The 17,673-nt window shown below is 72.2% G+C and carries 18 protein-coding genes, 1 tRNA gene and 1 pseudogene; 10 read left to right on the top strand and 10 right to left on the bottom strand.

Annotation, left to right across the window (positions count from 1 at the left end; all coding sequences use genetic code 11):
- Positions 1–431: 431 nt before the first annotated feature.
- From BCL76_RS11700 to BCL76_RS11670, 8 genes are all read left to right on the top strand, one after another.
- The gene (locus BCL76_RS11700; protein WP_109779380.1) at positions 432–980 is read left to right on the top strand and encodes a tRNA adenosine deaminase-associated protein; all 549 of its coding nucleotides are present in this window, start codon (positions 432–434) and stop codon (positions 978–980) included.
- A 56-nt stretch (positions 981–1,036) separates the two neighbouring features.
- Positions 1,037–1,465, top strand: a complete 429-nt coding sequence (gene tadA / locus BCL76_RS11695) for a tRNA adenosine(34) deaminase TadA (RefSeq protein ID WP_030768877.1) — start codon at positions 1,037–1,039, stop codon at positions 1,463–1,465.
- 131 nt (positions 1,466–1,596) lie between these two features.
- Positions 1,597–1,681, top strand: a tRNA-Ser gene (locus BCL76_RS11690).
- Between the two features lie 147 nt (positions 1,682–1,828).
- Complete coding sequence (locus tag BCL76_RS11685; RefSeq protein ID WP_109779378.1) at positions 1,829–2,152, top strand: hypothetical protein; 324 nt, start codon at positions 1,829–1,831, stop codon at positions 2,150–2,152.
- 485 nt (positions 2,153–2,637) lie between these two features.
- On the top strand, positions 2,638–2,799 hold the full coding sequence (locus tag BCL76_RS38910; protein WP_167745563.1) for a hypothetical protein: 162 nt from the start codon (positions 2,638–2,640) through the stop codon (positions 2,797–2,799).
- A 207-nt stretch (positions 2,800–3,006) separates the two neighbouring features.
- On the top strand, positions 3,007–3,957 hold the full coding sequence (locus BCL76_RS11680) for a SigB/SigF/SigG family RNA polymerase sigma factor (RefSeq protein WP_375137905.1): 951 nt from the start codon (positions 3,007–3,009) through the stop codon (positions 3,955–3,957).
- Positions 3,958–4,187: 230 nt separating this feature from the next.
- Positions 4,188–5,039 carry an RNA polymerase sigma factor SigF gene (locus BCL76_RS11675; RefSeq protein WP_109779376.1) on the top strand — a complete coding sequence of 284 codons (852 nt, stop codon included), beginning with the start codon at positions 4,188–4,190 and terminating at the stop codon, positions 5,037–5,039.
- 50 nt (positions 5,040–5,089) lie between these two features.
- The gene (locus BCL76_RS11670) at positions 5,090–5,884 is read left to right on the top strand and encodes a hypothetical protein (RefSeq protein ID WP_109779375.1); all 795 of its coding nucleotides are present in this window, start codon (positions 5,090–5,092) and stop codon (positions 5,882–5,884) included.
- Between the two features lie 28 nt (positions 5,885–5,912).
- On the opposite strand, the gene BCL76_RS11665 is transcribed toward BCL76_RS11670, so the two are convergent.
- Complete coding sequence (locus tag BCL76_RS11665) at positions 5,913–6,155, bottom strand: hypothetical protein (RefSeq protein WP_109779374.1); 243 nt, start codon at positions 6,153–6,155, stop codon at positions 5,913–5,915.
- A gap of 230 nt (positions 6,156–6,385) precedes the next feature.
- Between BCL76_RS11665 and BCL76_RS11660 the strand changes: the two genes are divergently transcribed.
- Positions 6,386–6,805: a MarR family winged helix-turn-helix transcriptional regulator gene (locus tag BCL76_RS11660; RefSeq protein ID WP_109779485.1), complete on the top strand. Its 420-nt coding sequence runs from the start codon at positions 6,386–6,388 to the stop codon at positions 6,803–6,805.
- A gap of 85 nt (positions 6,806–6,890) precedes the next feature.
- Positions 6,891–8,447 (top strand): annotated as a pseudogene (locus BCL76_RS11655) (MDR family MFS transporter); the annotation flags it as partial.
- A gap of 67 nt (positions 8,448–8,514) precedes the next feature.
- Here the strand turns inward: BCL76_RS11655 and BCL76_RS11650 are convergent.
- From BCL76_RS11650 to BCL76_RS11610, 9 genes are all read right to left on the bottom strand, one after another.
- Entirely contained in the window at positions 8,515–8,838 is a 324-nt protein-coding gene (locus BCL76_RS11650) for a hypothetical protein (RefSeq protein ID WP_109779373.1), read from the bottom strand.
- A gap of 61 nt (positions 8,839–8,899) precedes the next feature.
- Positions 8,900–11,140 (bottom strand): ArnT family glycosyltransferase, encoded by a 2,241-nt coding sequence (locus BCL76_RS11645; protein WP_109779372.1) that lies wholly within the window; start codon positions 11,138–11,140, stop codon positions 8,900–8,902.
- The gene (locus BCL76_RS11640) at positions 11,137–12,411 is read right to left on the bottom strand and encodes a bifunctional glycosyltransferase family 2/GtrA family protein (protein WP_109779371.1); all 1,275 of its coding nucleotides are present in this window, start codon (positions 12,409–12,411) and stop codon (positions 11,137–11,139) included. The genes BCL76_RS11645 and BCL76_RS11640 overlap by 4 nt, the downstream gene beginning before the upstream one ends.
- A 25-nt stretch (positions 12,412–12,436) precedes the next feature.
- Positions 12,437–14,047, bottom strand: a complete 1,611-nt coding sequence (locus BCL76_RS11635) for a sensor histidine kinase (protein WP_309136829.1) — start codon at positions 14,045–14,047, stop codon at positions 12,437–12,439.
- Complete coding sequence (locus BCL76_RS11630; RefSeq protein ID WP_309136828.1) at positions 14,047–14,868, bottom strand: response regulator transcription factor; 822 nt, start codon at positions 14,866–14,868, stop codon at positions 14,047–14,049. Before BCL76_RS11630 ends, BCL76_RS11635 begins: the two co-directional genes overlap by 1 nt.
- A 97-nt stretch (positions 14,869–14,965) precedes the next feature.
- On the bottom strand, positions 14,966–15,847 hold the full coding sequence (locus BCL76_RS11625) for an amidohydrolase family protein (RefSeq protein WP_109779369.1): 882 nt from the start codon (positions 15,845–15,847) through the stop codon (positions 14,966–14,968).
- Positions 15,831–16,169 (bottom strand): antibiotic biosynthesis monooxygenase family protein, encoded by a 339-nt coding sequence (locus tag BCL76_RS11620; protein ID WP_181382511.1) that lies wholly within the window; start codon positions 16,167–16,169, stop codon positions 15,831–15,833. Before BCL76_RS11620 ends, BCL76_RS11625 begins: the two co-directional genes overlap by 17 nt.
- A 155-nt stretch (positions 16,170–16,324) precedes the next feature.
- The gene (locus BCL76_RS11615) at positions 16,325–17,218 is read right to left on the bottom strand and encodes a DUF2797 domain-containing protein (RefSeq protein ID WP_109779367.1); all 894 of its coding nucleotides are present in this window, start codon (positions 17,216–17,218) and stop codon (positions 16,325–16,327) included.
- A complete protein-coding gene (locus tag BCL76_RS11610) occupies positions 17,215–17,649 on the bottom strand; it encodes an Lrp/AsnC family transcriptional regulator (RefSeq protein ID WP_033223357.1) in 435 nt (144 codons plus the stop codon). The genes BCL76_RS11615 and BCL76_RS11610 overlap by 4 nt, the downstream gene beginning before the upstream one ends.
- Positions 17,650–17,673 lie beyond the last annotated feature (24 nt).

Genomic DNA, 17,673 nt, shown 5'->3' with positions numbered 1-17,673 from the left:
CGTTCCAGCCGTTCCAGTCGTTTCGGCCGTCCGGCCGTCCGCCTCCCGTGCTCCGCGGGCGCCCCGCGACCGGCAGGCGGGTGATGCGGCCCTGACGCGTCACGGATGACGTGTCACGGATGACGTGTGGCGATGATGTCGCGGTGATCCGGACCCCGGCACGCCCCGGCACGCCGCGACACGTCCGGAGCGCACCACGCGCCCCACGGCCCTCCCCACGACCCCGCCGCCCCCGCGCCGCAACCCCGCGCGGCCCCCGCCGACGGACGGCGCGGCACGACGCAAGCGCGGAAGACCTCTCGCAAAGCCGCTGTTTCTGCCACGATGCCGATTGGGCGGGGTACGGACGGCGAGCAGCACGGCCGCTGTGCCCCAACCTCCGGCCGGGGGGACCTCCAACCGGCACGCCTAAGACCAGTGGGAGAGTCACGGTGTATTTCGCCGCACTGCTCGCGCGCACCGAAGACGGGTGGGAAGCGAGCGACATGGAACTCGACGACGTCGAGTCCCTCAGTGATCTGATCGATCTCGCCCGGTCCGCCGCTGTCGACGACGACACGGTGGTCGCCCTCATCGAGCAGGAGGACGCCTGGTTCGGCGTCGTCCGCGTGGACGGCGAGGAGGACCCGCGGTACTTCGTATCGAACGCCTCCGCGGCCGCCCGCAGCTCCTACGGCTCGATGCTGACCAAAGAGCTGCTGGGCAGCGACGAGGAGGACGACGAACTCGACGACCTGGACCTGGACGGCACCGAGGACGGCGAGGAGGAGGCCGTCGCCTCCTTCACGGACGAGGACGCCGACGAGGACGAGGTGGGCGGGACCGGTGCGGAACCGGTACCGGCCGGTCCGCTCGGTGACCCCGCGCTCTTGGACGATCTCGGGGTGACCAACAAACAACTGATGAACCTGGACGGGGACGCCCTCTCGGAGATCGCCGACTCCCTCGGCGCCACCGAGGTCCTGGAGGCCGTCCGCTAGTGCTCCCTGCGAACACCGACGATCCCGATCCCGTACGGGACCCGTGGCGGGACTCCATGCGCCTGGCGCTCCAGGAGGCCGCCCGGGCGGTGCCGGCCGGCGATGTGCCGGTCGGCGCCGTCGTGCTGGGCCCGGACGGGCGGATCCTCGCCACCGGGTACAACGAACGCGAGGCGACCGGCGACCCCACTGCGCACGCCGAGGTGGTGGCCCTGCGCCGGGCGGCCGCCGAGCTCGGGGAGTGGCGCCTTCCGGGGTGCACCCTCGTGGTGACCCTGGAGCCGTGCGTCATGTGCGCGGGCGCGCTCGTCCAGTCGCGCGTCGCCCGGGTCGTCTACGGCGCGGACGACGAGAAGGCCGGCGCCGCCGGATCGCTCTGGGACCTCGTACGGGACCGCAGGCTCAACCACCGCCCCGAGGTGATCCGCGGTGTCCTCGCCGACGCGTGCGCGCGGCAGCTGACGGACTTCTTCCGCGACCTCTGAGCCGCAGGACGGCCGCGGGAGCCGGAAGCCGGAGCCGGACGGGAGCCGGAAAAGGCCTGCGTACGGCCACTGCGACGCCCCTGGACTTACCGATTTCAGAGGATGGGGTTCCTTAGGCTAGGATCCATCTCGGTAGTGTGTCCGAGTGGCCGAAGGAGCTCGCCTCGAAAGCGAGTATGGGGCAACCCATCGGGGGTTCAAATCCCTCCACTACCGCCTTGATCGAGAGCCCCGCCCCGCAAGGGTCGGGGCTCTCGGCATATCCCGATGCGTCCGACGGCTCCGATCGGCCGGACGGCTCCGGACGGACCGACGACTCCGGACGGTCCGACGGCTCCGATCGCCTCTCCGGAGGACACCCGCGTGACCGCCCGCCCCCTCGGCCGTTGTCACGGCATGACCAAGACCCAGCGCCTGCTCGCCGCCCTCGCCCTCGCGGGGGCCGCCGCGGGCCTCGCCGCACCCGCCGCCTCGGCCGCCCCGGTCTCCCCCCTCACCCTCCCGGACCTGCCGTCGGCCGCCCCCGGGATGCCGGCCGGGGCCCAGCCCACGTCCGTCCAGGAGATCGGGTCGCAGCTCAGCGCCGGCGCGAACCAGCTCAACGCCCTGATGGAGCTGCCGAACCAGCTGGCCCCCGTCATCGCGCCCGTACAGCCCCTCACGGACCTGGCCGGCGGCCTGGAGTAGCCGCCGAGCCCGGACCGGCTCCGTACGCCCCCGAACACCTCCCGCGCGCCCCTCGTACGCCCCGAGCACGCCCCGGCCCGCCTGAGCGCCCCGTGCGCCCCTGTCGGACCCCGCACGCCCCCCCCCGAGGCCGGGGGGACGCGAAAAAGGCCCCGACCGGAGTCGGGACCTTCGAAGGGTGGGACGGGGGAAGTGGCGTCGGGGGGACGAGCCACTTCCCCCGACGAGGACGGACCTGCCGGTCCGGGCCGCGCTCAGGGGGAAGCCCGCGGCCCGGACCCCGCAGTGAGGCCCTGTCCCTCACCCACCGGTTTCCTGCCAGAACCGGTGGGCTCCCACCCATCCTGCGGCCACCGCAACCGCTCCCTTCACGACAAAAGGCCCGGAGTACCGGGCCATTGGTCCTTAAAGGGCAGGTGAGTGTCCAATCTTGACCGGTTAGACTCACCCGACTTGCTCGGACCGGTTGGGGAGGCCGCCCGCACGTGGACACCAAGAAGCTCATCACGGGTGCCCTCACCGTGTTCGCCCTCTTCGTGATCATCACCCAGCCGAAGAGAGCGGCCGAGATCGTGGAAATAGGCTTCCAGGGGATATCGGATGCCGCCTCCGGCATCGGCGAGTTCATGACCGAACTGGTGCGCTGACCCGTACGCTGAAGCGGTTCCCGGACTTCCGGCCCCCCACTCCGACGGGTGGGGGGCTTTTTGTATACCTACTACTGGGCGTATTGCCCCAGTATGCCCAACTTGCCGTCAACACGGCGATATACGGTGCTTGCACACAGTGCACATCTCTTGTGATGCTATGACCGCTTTTGATGGATGAGAGTTGACTGAAGGGGTGGCGTGACCGTGCCGGCCAGTACTGCGCCTCAAGTACCACCCCAGCAGGACCCCCAGGTGCCGCCCCAGCCGGAGCCCCAGCGGGAGCACCGCCCGGGCCACCACCCGGAGCCCCGCCCCGAGTCCCGCCCCGAGTCCCGCCCGGAGCCCCACCAGGAGCCGCCCGCGGAGCCCACGGTCGCGCCGAGACCCCCGAGCAGGGGCGCGGACACCCGAGCCCTCACCCAGGTCCTGTTCGGCCAGCTGAAGGGCCTGGAGCCGGGCACCTGCGAGCACAGCCGGGTGCGGGGGGCCCTCATCGAGGCCAACCTCCCGCTCGTCCGGTACGCGGCCGCCCGCTTCCGCAGCCGCAACGAGCCGATGGAGGACGTGGTCCAGGTCGGCACGATCGGTCTGATCAACGCCATCGACCGGTTCGACCCGGACCGGGGCGTGCAGTTCCCGACCTTCGCGATGCCGACGGTGGTGGGCGAGATCAAGCGGTACTTCCGCGACAACGTCCGCACCGTCCACGTGCCGCGCCGCCTCCACGAGCTGTGGGTCCAGGTCAACGCCGCCACCGAGGACCTCACGACCCTCCACGGCCGCACCCCGACCACCGCCGAGATCGCCGAGCGGCTGCGCATCACCGAGGACGAGGTGCTGTCCTGCATCGAGGCCGGCCGCAGCTACCACGCGACCTCCCTGGAGGCGGCCCAGGAGGGCGACGGCATGCCCGGGCTGCTGGACCGCCTCGGCTACGAGGACCCGGAACTGGCCGGGGTCGAGCACCGCGACCTCGTCCGCCATCTCCTCGTACAGCTGCCCGAACGTGAGCAAAGGATCCTGCTCCTGCGGTACTACAACAACCTGACGCAGTCGCAGATCAGCGTGGAGCTCGGCGTCTCCCAGATGCACGTCTCCCGACTCCTCGCCCGGAGCTTCGCCCGATTGAGATCCGCAAACAGGATCGAGGCGTAACCGGAACGAGTGGAGATCATTCCCACGTTTCCCGACAGATCGGGCTGATCGCCCTCCGACCTGCTCTGTCGCTGGAGATATATGTCGACATGGCGCTACAGCGCGTTGCCGACATGTGACATTCTGCGTGAACCGCGTTTGCCGCAGCCCCGCCTCCGGTATTCAGGTGGAGGCTGCGTTCCTCCGACGGGCGCGCAGTACGCGACCGTCCGCGACCTCAAGGGGGTGGCATGTCCGTAGACCAGGGCAGCTCCAAGGTGCTCACGCTCGTCAAGAGCGCTCCTGCGCCCACAGCACCTGTAGCGCCCGACCGCTCGGAAGCCATCGACACCCGGACCCTCTCCCGCTCCCTCTTCCAGCGACTTGCCGCCCTGGATGCGGACAGCCCCGAACGGGCGTACGTACGCGACACCCTGATCGAGCTGAACCTGCCTCTGGTGCGCTATGCGGCCGCACGATTCCGCAGCCGCAACGAGCCGATGGAGGACATCGTCCAGGTCGGCACCATCGGCCTGATCAAGGCGATCGACCGCTTCGACTGCGAACGCGGCGTCGAGTTCCCGACGTTCGCGATGCCGACCGTCGTGGGCGAGATCAAACGATTCTTTCGGGACACCTCCTGGTCCGTGCGCGTCCCGCGCCGGCTCCAGGAACTGCGCCTGGCATTGACCAAGGCCAGTGACGAGCTCGCCCAGAAGCTGGACCGCTCGCCGACCGTGCCGGAGCTCGCCGCCGTGCTCGGGGTCTCGGAGGAGGACGTCGTCGACGGCCTCGCCGTGGGCAACGCCTACACCGCCTCCTCGCTCGACTCGCCCTCTCCCGAGGACGAGGGCGGCGAGGGCTCCCTCGCGGACCGCCTCGGCTACGAGGACACCGCGCTGGAGGGTGTCGAGTACCGCGAGTCCCTGAAGCCGCTGCTCGCCAAACTCCCGCCCCGGGAACGGCAGATCATCATGCTGCGCTTCTTCGCGAACATGACGCAGTCGCAGATCGGCGAGGAGGTCGGCATCTCCCAGATGCACGTCTCCCGGCTGCTGACCCGCACCCTCGCGCAACTGCGCGTAGGCCTCATCGGGGAGTGATCCGGCGCCTCGCGCTTCCCAATTGACGGACCGTCAGGAACACTGGCGCGATGCGAAAGGGAGCGCGGGCGACCGCCACCACCACCCTGCTCGCCCTGTGCTGCACGGCCGCCGCCGGCCTCACCGGCTGCGGCGGCCCCGCGCGGGACGGCTATGTCGCCGTGGGCGCCGCGGCCCCGGGCCCCGAACGGGGTGCGGGGGAGAACGTGGCACCGCGGGGTCAGGTGGAATTCCAGCGGCTCGGCGGCCCGGACGTGGCGGGCGGCTCCGCGCAGTCCGTCACGACCTCCGATACGTCGACCGGTCCCGCGGGATCCGGGCCCCCTGGTGGCTCCGCCCCGGGCGGAGCCACGACCACCGACCCCGGCGGCTCCGCGGGCACCCCCGGCACCCCGCCGGAGCCGGGCCGGACCCCACCGTCCCCCGGCACACCCGGCACGCCGTCGGCGCCCGGCACCCCGACCTCACCCGGCGGCCCGGGCACGCCGACGAGCCCGCCCGGCAAGCCCGGCACGACACCGCCGGCCCCGCCGTCCACACCGGCCCGGCTGGCGCTCTCCACGCCGGTCCGGCTCGCCGCGGCCGACCGCTGGTGCGAGCGGGTCACCGTGACCTTCACCAACACCGGAACCACCGCGGCCCGCGCGGGCACGGTCAGCTTCGCGACGCACATCATCGGAGCCCTCGGCATCGACTGGGCCACGATCACCACGAACCAGCCCCTGCCGGTGCCACTGGCGGGCGGGGCGTCGAAGACGCAGACCTACACGGTGTGCGTGGAGTCCTGGCGGGTGCCGCTGGGCATGCACGTGGACACCCGGACGGTCACCGCGACCTGGAGCTGAGACGCCCGTGCGCCCGGCCCGGAAGTCGTCACTTCATGAACATCCAGGCGGCGACGCCGATCACCAGGACCAGGGCGAGGGCGAGCCCCACCTTCAGCGCCGGGTTCGAGGACCCGGACCGCTGCTGCTGCTCCGCACGGCGCTGCTGACGGGCTCCGGGACCCGCCGGCCGGGTCGGCGCGGCCTCCTCGACGAAAGCCTTGAACATCTGCGTGCTGCCCGCGGGGTCATAGTTGCCCTCGGGGACCTGTGAGTTGTGGTTGTCAGCCATGGAGCAGGACCCTAGCCGGTTTTCCGATTCCTTTACCGCCCCACCCCCCAGATTCATTTGCCTGTAGCAACCATGCGCTTCTATGGTTGCCTCAAGCAACGAGATGGGGGAACCCGGTGACGACCGCGCAGACAGCTCCGACCCTGCAGAGCACCCCGCCCGCGCAGCCGACGCCGCCCGCGCGGACCCACCTGCCGACACAGCCGACACAGCCGACACGGCCGACACAGCTGACGCCGACCGCTCCGTACGCGGAGCTGGCCCGACAGCTCACCGGAATCGGCGCGGTCAAGCGAGAGCTCGCCCGCAGCCTGCCCCCGGACTGCCCGCCCGGCGCCGCCGCCGTCCTGACCCTGCTCGAACGACACGGGGAGATGCGGCTGAGCCGGCTGACCGAGTTCATGGGGGTCGACATCTCGGTGACCAGCCGGCACGTCACGCACATCGCCGACCGCGGCTGGATCGAGCGCGAGACCGACCCGGGCGACGGACGCTGCCGGATCCTGCGGCTCACCCCGGCCGGCCGGGCGCTCCTCGCCGACCTCGGCGCCCGTTACACGGCCTCGCTGGAGAGATCCCTCCGCGACTGGTCCCCCCAGGACATCGACGTACTGAACACCCTGCTGGCCCGACTCCGATCGAGCTTCTAGACAAAGGAAAGACATGGCCCAGTCGGAGACGACGACCGACCACCCGCCCACGTCCGCGGCCACCTCCGCGGCCCATCCCGTGACCATGACCCACCCGCAGATCATGAAGGCGCTGTCCGGGCTGATGCTCGGCATGTTCGTGGCGATCCTGTCGTCCACGATCGTCTCCAACGCCCTCCCCCAGATCATCAGCGACCTCGGTGGCACCCAGGCCTCGTACACCTGGGTGGTCACCGCCGCCCTGCTGTCGATGACGGCCGCCACCCCGCTGTGGGGCAAGCTGTCCGACCTCTTCAGCAAGAAGCTGCTCGTCCAGATATCCCTCGTGATCTACGTCCTCGGCTCCGTGGTCGCGGGCCTGTCCCAGAACACCGGCACCCTGATCGCCTGCCGCGTCGTCCAGGGCATCGGCGTCGGCGGCCTGTCCGCCCTGGCGCAGATCGTGATGGCCGCGATGATCTCCCCGCGCGAGCGCGGGCGGTACAGCGGCTACCTGGGCGCGGTCTTCGCCGTCGCCACCGTCGGCGGCCCGCTGCTGGGCGGTGTCATCACCGACACCGAGTGGCTGGGCTGGCGCTGGTGCTTCTACGTGGGCGTGCCGTTCGCGATCATCGCGCTGATCGTGCTCCAGCGCACCCTGCACCTCCCGGTCGTACGCCGCGACGTCAAGGTCGACTGGCTGGGCGCCTTCCTGATCAGCGGCGCCGTCTCGCTGCTGCTGATCTGGGTCACGCAGGCCGGTGACTCCTACGCGTGGATCTCCTGGCAGACCTGGGCGATGACGGGCGGCGCGGTGCTGCTCGGCCTGCTGTTCGTCCTCGTCGAGTCCCGCGCGAGCGACCCGATCATCCCGCTGCGGCTGTTCCGCAACAAGACCATCACCCTGGCCTCGGCGGCCTCCCTGTTCGTGGGCATCGCGATGTTCTCGGGGACCGTGTTTTTCAGCCAGTTCTTCCAGTTGGCCCGCGGTGAGTCCCCGACGATGTCCGGAATCCTCACGATTCCGATGATCGGCGGCCTGTTCGTCTCCTCCACGGTTTCCGGTCAGGTGATCACCAAGACCGGTAAGTGGAAGGCCTGGCTCGTCTCCGGCGGCGTCCTGCTGACGGCCGGCCTGGGTCTGCTGGGCACCCTGCGCCACGACACCCCGTACTGGCACATCGCGATCTACATGGCGCTGACCGGCCTCGGTCTCGGCATGATGATGCAGAACCTCGTCCTCGCCACCCAGAACCAGGTGGCCCCCGAGGACCTGGGCGCGGCCAGCTCGGTCGTCACCTTCTTCCGCTCGCTCGGCGGCGCCATGGGCGTCTCCGCGCTGGGCGCGATCATGGCCCACCGGGTCACGCAGTACGTCCAGGACGGCCTCGCGGCCCTCGGCCCGAAGGCCGCGGCCCTCGGCCACGGCGGCACCGCCGGGGGCGGGATCCCCGACCTCGACAAGCTGCCCGCGCCGTTCCGCGAGGTCATCGAGTCCGCGTACGGGCACGGCGTCGGCGACGTCTTCCTCTACGCCGCCCCGTTCGCGCTGCTCGGACTGGTCCTGGTGGTGTTCATCAAGGAGGTCGCCCTGAAGTCGAAGCCGGCGGCCCACACCCCGGCGGCGTCGAACGAGCCGGCCCCGGCCGAGACGGCCGTCAAGGCCTAGGCCGTGTCCTCGCTCCGGCCGGCCCAGGGGCCGGTCGGAGCCTTGGCCTCGATGCCCGCGATCAGGATGTCGAGCGCGAGGCAGAGGTGCCCGCCGGCGCCCGCCGAACCATCCCCTCGCAGCCGTTCAGGAACTGCGAGACGGCCGGATGGGCGCCGGTGCGGGTGGCGCCTACCAAGCCGGTGGCGCCCGCCAGGCCGGTGGCGCCCGCCAGGCCGGTGGCGCCCGCCAGGCCGGTGGCGTCCAGCTGCCGTTGGAGGGCGGCGTCGAAGGCCCGCGCGTGCGGGCCTGCGGTGGCCTGGGAGTCGGCGACCGCCGAGAGCGCAGCGAACGCCGCGAACGTGCGTGCCGGGCACGCGGGCCCGGCCGGATCGGGGGACGTCACCCTGGGGTGTCCCGCCGATCCGGCCGGATGAGGAAGCGGTGCCCGATCGTGTGGGACCGGGTCAGCTCGTCGGAGCCGTCAGGTCGTAGAAGGTGGCTCCGCCGACCGTGGTCGCCTTGAAGTTGGCCTTGATCCAGGTCTCGATGTCCGAGCTCGTTCCGCCGCCCGGTCCGCCGCGACCGCCGCCCTGGCCACCGCCACCGCCCATGCCGCCCATGCCGCCCTCGGCGGCACCGGCCGCATCGGTGCTCGTGCCCTGGCCGACGAACCAGTGGATCTTCCCGTCCCGCACGTACGTCTGGAACTGCTCCAGGGTCGGCGAGGGGTCGCTTCCGTTGAAGCCACCGATCGGCATGACGGGCACACCCGAGGCCAGCTGGTAGCTCGCCGCGTTCTGGGAGCCGATGGCGGCCGCCGCCCACGTGTACGCGTCGGCGTCGGTGGTCAGGGCCGTCTTGGCCTCGGCGCTCACCCGGGCGCCGTTCAGCAGGCCCCCCGGACCGCCCTGGCCGCCGCCGAACCGCTCGCCACCGCGTCCGCCCTGGCCGCCGAGGCCCTGCGGCATCCCGCCTTGGCCCTGCGGCACACCGGCCGCCTGACCGCCCTGACCGCCCTGAGCGCCCTGGCCCTGCATCGGCGCGCCCTGCGGCGGGAAGCCGCCCTGCTGACCGGCGCCCGGCCGGCCACCGTCGCGCTGCCCGCCCGCGGCACCCGGGCCGCCCTGGAACATCTCCCCGGGGCCGCCGGGGCCGCCCATCATTCCGCCGGGTCCGCCCCGGCCCCCGGCCACCGCCGGTCCGGCGGTCACGATCGAGCCGGTGTGCGCCGTACTCACGGTGGTCAGGCAGTAGGCGAACGGTCCGGCCAACGCCGCCGCCACGCCCAGCGCCGCCGTGACCTGCAGTGCCCGGCGCCCGGCCCGCGCGGCGAACGGCAGCGCGGCCGCGGCGAGCAGCCCTCCCACCAGCACCGCCCAGCGCAGCCACGGCAGATAGCCCGTGGCCCGGCCGAGCAGCACGAACGACCAGACCGCCGTCAGGGCCAGCGTGCCGGACAGGGTGATCGCGGCGGCCTTGCCGCCCCGCTCCTCCCACAGCACGGCGGCGCCCATGCCGATCAGCGCGGCCACGAACGGCGCCAGCGCCACGGTGTAGTACTCGTGGAAGATGCCCTGCATGTAGCTGAAGACGACCGCGGTGATCAGCAGCGAGCCGCCCCAGGCCAGGAAGGCCGCCCGGGCCATGCCCTCCAGCGAGTCGGTGGCCCGGCGGGCCCGCCAGGTGATCACCAGGCCGGCCACCAGCAGCACCAGGGCGGCCGGCAGCAGCCAGGAGATCTGCCCGCCGATGTTGCCCGAGAAGAGCCGGTCGATGCCGGTCTCACCCCAGCCTCCGCCACCACCGGCGCCGCCCCGACCGCCACCGCCGCCGCCCACGCTGCCGGTCTCGTTGCCGTTGATCCTGCCCAGGCCGTTGTAGCCGAGGGTCAGTTCCAGGAAGGAGTTGTTCTGCGAGCCACCGATGTACGGGCGGGAGGACGCCGGCCACAGTTCGACGATCGCGACCCACCAGCCGCCGGCCACCACCATCGCGAGCCCCGCCAGCAGCAGCTGGCCGAGCCGCTTGCGCAGCCGGGTGGGCGCGCAGACGGCGTACAGCAGGGTCAGAGGCGGCAGGATGACGAAGGCCTGCAGGGTCTTGGTGAGGAAGGCGAAGCCGACCGCCACCCCGGCCCAGACCAGCCACTTGGTGCGGGCCCCGTCCAAGGCGCGCAGCACGCAGTACACGGTGACCGTCAGCAGCAGCGTCAGCAGCGCGTCGGGGTTGTTGAAGCGGAACATCAGCGCGGCGACGGGCGTCAGCGCGAAGGCGGCGCCGCTCAGCAGACCGGCCGCGGGACCGAATTGGCGGCGCACGGCCGCGTAGAGGACACCGGTGGTCGCGACGCCCATCAGGGCCTGCGGTACGAGGATCTGCCACGACCCGAGCCCGAAGAGCCGGACGGACAGCATCATCGGCCACAAGGACGCCGGAGGCTTGTCGACGGTGATGGAGTTCCCGGCGTCGGAGGAGCCGAAGAAGAAGGCCTTCCAGCTCTCGCTGCCCGCCTGCACGGCGGCGGAGTAGAAGGAGTTGGCATAGCCGGAGGAGCCGAGGTCCCACAGCAGCAGGGCGGCGGTGACGATCAGCAGCCCGGCCAGGGAGGGAAGTTCCCAGCGGGGGCGGTCGACCGCGTCGCGGCCGGTGCCGGTGCCGGCGCGGGCCTCGGGGACCGGGAAGAGCGAGGGTGCTGCCGTGGTCATCGGATGTCGTCCTTCACGTTCACGGGAGTGTCGCGCCGCTCGGGGAAGACCCAGGCGCGGAAGAGCAGGAAGCGCAGCACGGTGGCGGCGAGGTTGGCGGTGATCAGCACGGCCAGTTCGGTGCTGTGCGCGGGATCGGCCGTGGCCGCCCCGAGCGCGGCGAGGGAGCCGCTGGTCAGGGCCAGCCCGATGCCGAACACCACGAGGCCTTGGGCCTGGTGGCGTACGGCCCGGTCCCGGCCGCGCACCCCGAAGGTGAGCCGGCGGTTGGCGGCGGTGTTGGCGATCGCGGAGAGCAGCAGCGCGGCGCCGTTGGCGAACTGCGGACCGGTCCCGGCGCGGAAGGCGGAGTACAGGAGCAGATAGAGCACGGTCGACAGCGCTCCGACGGCGCAGAAGCCGAGCAGCTGGCGGGCGAGTCCGCCCTCCACTCCGGGCAGTGCGGCGCGGTCGCGCGGATCGTCGCCGAAGGGGCGTGCGAGTCGGTCCAGCGGGAGGGCGCCGACCGCCAGAGCCCGGCCCACGCGCCAGACGCCCTTGAGGTCCTCGGTGGCGGTCCGGACGATGTGGACGGTGGAGTCGGGGTCGTCGACCCAGTCCACCGGAACCTCGTGGATCCGCAGCCCGGCGCGTTCGGCGAGCACGAGGAGCTCGGTGTCGAAGAACCAGCCCGTGTCCTCCACCAGCGGCAGCAGCCGCTCGGCGACCTCGCGGCGGATCGCCTTGAAGCCGCACTGCGCGTCGCTGAACCGGGCGGCGAGTGAGGACCGCAGGAAGAGGTTGTAGGCGCGTGAGATGAACTCCCGCTTGGCGCCCCGGACCACCCGTGAGGACCGGGCCAGGCGGGTGCCGATGGCGAGGTCGGAGTGGCCGGAGATCAGCGGTGCGACCAGTGGAAGCAGGGCGTTGAGGTCGGTGGAGAGGTCCACGTCCATATAGGCGAGGACGGGGGCGTCGGAACCGGACCACACCTGACGCAGGGCCCTGCCCCGGCCCTTCTCCTCCAGCCGGGTGCTGCGTACGCCGTCCAGCGCGGCGGCGAGCCCGCGCGCGACCTCGGGGGTGCGGTCGGTGCTCGCGTTGTCCGCGACGGTGATCCGGAAGGGGTAGGGGAAGGTCCGGGCGAGGTGCTCGTGCAGTCTGCGGACGCACGGGCCGAGGTCCTTCTCCTCGTTGAAGACGGGGATCACCACGTCGAGGACGGGCTCGCCGGGCACGAGCGCGAGGGGCGCCCTTGCCGGAAGGGCCCCGGGAGAGGTGTCGGTTCGCATGGTCCGACACTCCCGGGGCGCCCTGTCACCGCTGTGTGCTGAGCCTGTGCCCTGCCTGTGAGTCCGGCTGTCCTGCTGGTGAGTCCGGCTGCTCTGCCTGCGAGTCCGGCTGTCCTACCGGTGAGTCCGGCCGGTCGGGCCGCGCATGCGGCAGCAGGACCTCGAAGCAGGTCCGTCCGGGCTCGCTCCGCACCTCGACCCGCCCGCCGTGCGCCGTGACCACGGCCTGGACGATGGCCAGCCCGAGTCCGGTGGAGCCGGCCACGCGGGAGCGGGAGGCGTCACCGCGGGCGAAGCGCTCGAAAACGCGGGGGAGCAGGTCGGGGGCGATCCCGGGCCCGTCGTCCTCGATCCGCAGCCGGACGGCGGATGTTTCACGTGAAACGCGCGCGGTGACGGTGGTGCCCGCAGGGGTGTGCGTACGGGCGTTGGCCAGCAGGTTCACCAGAACCTGCTGGATCCGGGCCGGGTCGGCCCGGATCGGGGCCGGCTCCTCGGGCAGGCTCAGGCGCCAGTGGTGTTCGGGGCCCGCGGCCCGGGCGTCGCTGACGGCGTCGACGACGAGCGGGGCCAGGTCGGTTTCGGAGTCGCCGGTGGAGAGCGGGCGGCCCGCGTCGAGCCGGGCCAGCAACAGCAAGTCCTCGACCAGGCCGGTCATCCGGGTGGCCTCGGACTCGATCCGGCCGAGGGCGTGCCGGGTGTCGGGACCCGGCTCCTCGCGTCCCCGGCGGGTCAGTTCGGCGTAGCCGCGGATGGAGGCCAGCGGGGTGCGCAGCTCATGACTGGCGTCGGCGACGAACTGCCGGACCCGCATCTCGCTCTGCTGCCGGGCCGTGAGGGCGGAGGAGACATGACCCAGCATCCGGTTGAGGGCCGCGCCGACCTGGCCCACTTCGGTACGGGGGTCGGCCTCGGCGTCCGGGACCCGCTCGCGGAGGTCGGGCTCGCCCTCGTGCAGAGGGAGTTCGGAGACCCGGGTGGCGGTGGCGGCCACCCGGCGCAGCGGGCGCAGGGCGACCCCGACCAGGGCCTGCCCGGCGAGCGAGGCTGCGATCAGCCCGGCCAGCGTGACGCACAGCTCCACCCCGACCAGGGTGCGCACGGTGGAGTCGACGTCGCCCAGCGGGAAGGCGAGGGCGAGGCTCCCGTCAGGAGCGATCCGCACCCGGTAGCTGCCGAGGCCCGGAAGCTCCGTGTCCACCGGCCCGGGCTCGCCCCGCGCGGCCGTGCGGGCGGCCTTGGCGGCCTGGGCGAGGGCCTTGCCCTGGGCCTCGGTGAGCGGCGGCGCCTGGTCGAGAGACCATCCGTCGACGCGGGCGTTGCGGGCGGTACCGAGCACGGTCCCGGCGGGATCGAAGCGGATCCCGGCGGCGTCCAGCGGGCTGCCGGGGGCCATGACGAAGCCGGCGCCGTTCTCCCGGGCCGGCTTCCCTCCGGGCGCCCGGACGGCCATCCTCACGGCGGTCTTCAGCTGCTCGTCGAGCTCGGTGACCAGGTACGAGCGCAGGGCGAAGGTGGTGACGGTCCCGATGGCCGTGCCCACCACGGCGATCAGGGCGACCGCGGAGACGACGAGCCGGGTGCGTAGGGACCAGGGCCGGCGGCCACGCGGCCGCCGTTTCGTGCGCAGGGCCACTACTCGGCCGTCTTGGCCGTCTTGGCCGACTCCGACAGCTTGGCCGACTCGGCCGACTCGGCCGGCTTGATCAGGTATCCGGCGCCGCGCCGGGTGTGGATCATCGGCGGCATACCGAGACCGCTCTCCAGCTTCCTGCGCAGGTAGGAGATGTAGAGCTCGACCACATTGGCCTGGCCGCCGAAGTCGTAGGACCACACCCGGTCCAGGATCTGCGCCTTGCTCAGCACGCGGCGCGGGTTGCGCATCAGGTAGCGCAGCAGCTCGAACTCGGTGGCGGTCAGGTGGACCTCCCGGGTGCCCCGCACCACCTCGTGGCTGTCCTCGTCCAGCCGCAGATCGCCGACGGCCAGCACCGAACCGCCACGCGCGGCCTGCGCCGCCCCGGAGCGCCGGACGAGGCCGCGCAGCCGGGCCACGACCTCCTCCAGGCTGAAGGGCTTGGTGACGTAGTCGTCGCCGCCCGCCGTGAGGCCCGCGATCCGGTCCTCCAGCGAGTCCTTGGCGGTCAGGAACAGCACGGGGACCTGGGGGATCTCCCGGCGCAGCCGCCCGAGGACGGCCAGGCCGTCCATGTCGGGAAGCATGATGTCGAGGACGACCACGTCGGGCCGGAACTCCCGCGCCGCCCGCACCGCGCCCGCCCCGTCGCCGGCGCTGCGGACCTCGCAGCCCTCGTAGCGCAGGGCCATGGACAGCAGCTCGGAGAGCGAGGCCTCGTCGTCGACGACGAGTACCCGGCAGGGCCCGCCGTCGGGCCGCACCAGGGCCGCGGGGTGGTTGGTGGACGTGGACGCATGGGAGGTGGTCGTCGCAGTCATACCGAAGAGGCTGTCCGGCGCCTCTGAGAGCGTTCTTGTGCCTTCCTGTGAATTTCCTGAGAAAGGAATCCGGCCGTCAACCGTCAGCCGTCAGCCGTCAGCCGTCGAGGCGGAACAGCCGGGCGCCGTTGTCGTGGCAGACCGCCCGCAGCCAGTCGTCGCCGAGACCGAGCCGTTCGAGCGCGGCGAGCTGGTGCTCGTAGGGGTAGGGAATGTTCGGGAAGTCGGTGCCGAGGAGGATCCGGTCGCCGAGGTCCGCGAGGCGTCCCAGATCCCCGGACGGGAAGCCGTACATCCGCTCGGAGAAATCGGTGAAGGACATGGTGGTGTCCAGGCGCACCTCGGCGTACCGGTCGGCGAGGTCGAGGAAATCGGTGTACTCGGGCATGCCCATGTGGGCGATGACCAGGGGCAGCCTCGGGTGGCGGGCCAGCAGCCGAGCGATCGGCTCGGGGCCGGTGTGCTTGCCCGGGACGGGGCCGGAGGCGCAGTGGATCACGATCGGCAGGCCGGCCTCGGCGAGCAGCCCCCAGACGGGGTCGAGCCGCTCGTCGTTCGGGTCGTAGCCACCGACCTGGAGGTGCGACTTGAAGATCCGCGCCCCGGACTCGACGGCCTGGCGGACGTACGCGCTCACCCCCTCCTCCGGGAAGAAGGTCGCGGTGTGCAGGCAGTCGGGAGTGCGGGCGGCGAAGTCGGCGGACCAGGCGTTGAGCCAGGCGGCCATCGCCGGTTTGTGCGGGTAGAGCATGGCGGTGAAGGCCCGGACCCCGAACTCCCGCAGGAGCGCCACGCGCCGCTCCTCCTCGTGCCGGTAGGTGATGGGCCACTCGACGCCGGTCAGCGGGCCCACCGCGTCGAAGTAGTCCCACACCTTGGCCAGGACCCGCTCGGGCATGAAGTGGGTGTGGACGTCGACCAGTCCCGGCAGCCCGAGCCGCTCCCGGAAGGCGTGGACCGCCTCAGCCGTTGCGGACAAAGCCGTGGCTCCGCTCGACGGTCCCGACGTGCAGGGTGTAGCTCTCGTACCAGTCGGAGCGGCCCTGGTGCATGGCCGCCTGGTGCTCCATGTCCCTACGCCACAGGGTGAGGGACTCGTGGTCGCGGAAGTAGGCGACGGTGATACCGAGGCCTCCCGGGGTGCGCGCGGACTCGTAGCCGAGGTAGCCCGGATTCGTCCGGACGAGCTCCTTCATCCTCGCGAGGGTCTCGGGGTATCCGCTGTCGTCGGCCGTGCGGATGTTGCTGAAAACGGCCATGACATAAGGGGGTTCGAAGGCCTGTACCGGCTCGATGGTCATGTCGAACACCCTCGGCGGAGCGCCCCTGGCCTGTCCACCGGAATCGGCCCCGGAAGGCCGAAGGGATCCAAGTTTTGACCTTGGCCGCCACGACCCGAGCCGAGCCGAACCCGCGCCGTACTCCGAGCCACGGGCCGGGCCACGGGCAACCCCGGTCAGAACAGCCCGCCCTGCTCAGCGGGCCCCCCGGAGGCGGACGGGATCTGCGCCGTCGGGACCGAGGTCGCGGCCTCGTCCCCCGCGGCGACGAGCTCCCAGCCCGCCAGCAGCCGGGTGTCCACCACCAGTCCGTCGGCGAGGTGCAGATCGGGACCGGCCGCGCCCGCCAGCCGGCCCACGACACACCCGCCGGGCACCATCTCGGTGAGCACCCGGCCCGGCCCCGGCAGGCCCGGCAGGGCGTCCAGCCCGAACGCCCCGGCGTGGTCGCTCACTTCGCACTCCACCCGCTCCAGCGACTCCGGCCACCCGGCGAGCGCCGTCGCCCGGGCGTGCAGCTCGGCGACCTCCCGGGCCCGATCGGACGCTGCCGGCAGGTGGGCCCGTACGCCGCGCTTACGGGCGTACGCGATCCGGTCGGGCACCCCGAGCGCCGCGCGCAGCAGCTCCTCGGTGCGGCGGGTGGCCATCAGCGGGCCACGCCCGAGCCAGGCCCATGCCACCGCCCCCTGCTCCAGCAGCCGGGCGGAGCCGCGCTCCTCCGCGGTGATCCCGACCTTGACCATGCCGGGCCCGAACCAGGCCAGGTAGACCCGGTAGGTGCGCGGATCCGCGGCGTTGGTGTCGGCCGCCACGGAGAACGACCGGTCGAGGCGGGCGCACTCGGGGCACTGCGCGTTCCCGGCGCGGCCCGGCACGGTGTCCGCGGTGGGGCAGGGCGTGCGCCTCCCGGCCCGCCGCACACCGAGGCAGTGCCGCTCCCCGTGTGCGGCGAAGGCGATCCGCTGCCCGAAGACGAGCTCGCTCACCCGCTCGCCGCGCCCCTCCCCGTACCACCCGATGGCGGGGCGTCCCGCCTTCCACCGGATCCCGGTGCACCACCACGTCACAGCGGGAGCGGCCGCTCGAAGAAGGTGTCCAGGACGACGGTGGCGTGCGTACCGCTGACGCCGTCGATGGCGTAGAGGCGGCGCAGGACGTCCTGCAGCTGCTCGGTCGAGGCCGTACGCACCTTGACCAGTACCGACGCGCTGCCCGCGATGATGTGCGCCTCCTGGATCTCGGGGATCGCGGCGAAGTCGGCGCCGGACTCGCCCATCCAGGCGTTGGAGTCGACCATCACGTAGGCCAGGACGCCGCTGCCGACGGCCGCCGGGTCGACGTCCACGGTGGTCCGCCGGATCACCCCGCGCTCGCGCAGTTTCCGTACCCGCTCGTGGGTGGCCCCCGCCGAGAGCCCGACGGCCGTGCCGAGAGCGGCGTACGACTGGCCGGCGTCCTGCTGCAGGCGCAGGACGAGCGCACGGTCGATGTCGTCCACGCAATCTTCCTCTCATGGGCCTGT

The organism is Streptomyces sp. CG 926, assembly GCF_003148825.1.
GTDB lineage: Bacteria > Actinomycetota > Actinomycetes > Streptomycetales > Streptomycetaceae > Streptomyces.
This window is presented reverse-complemented; position numbering and strand designations above follow the sequence as displayed.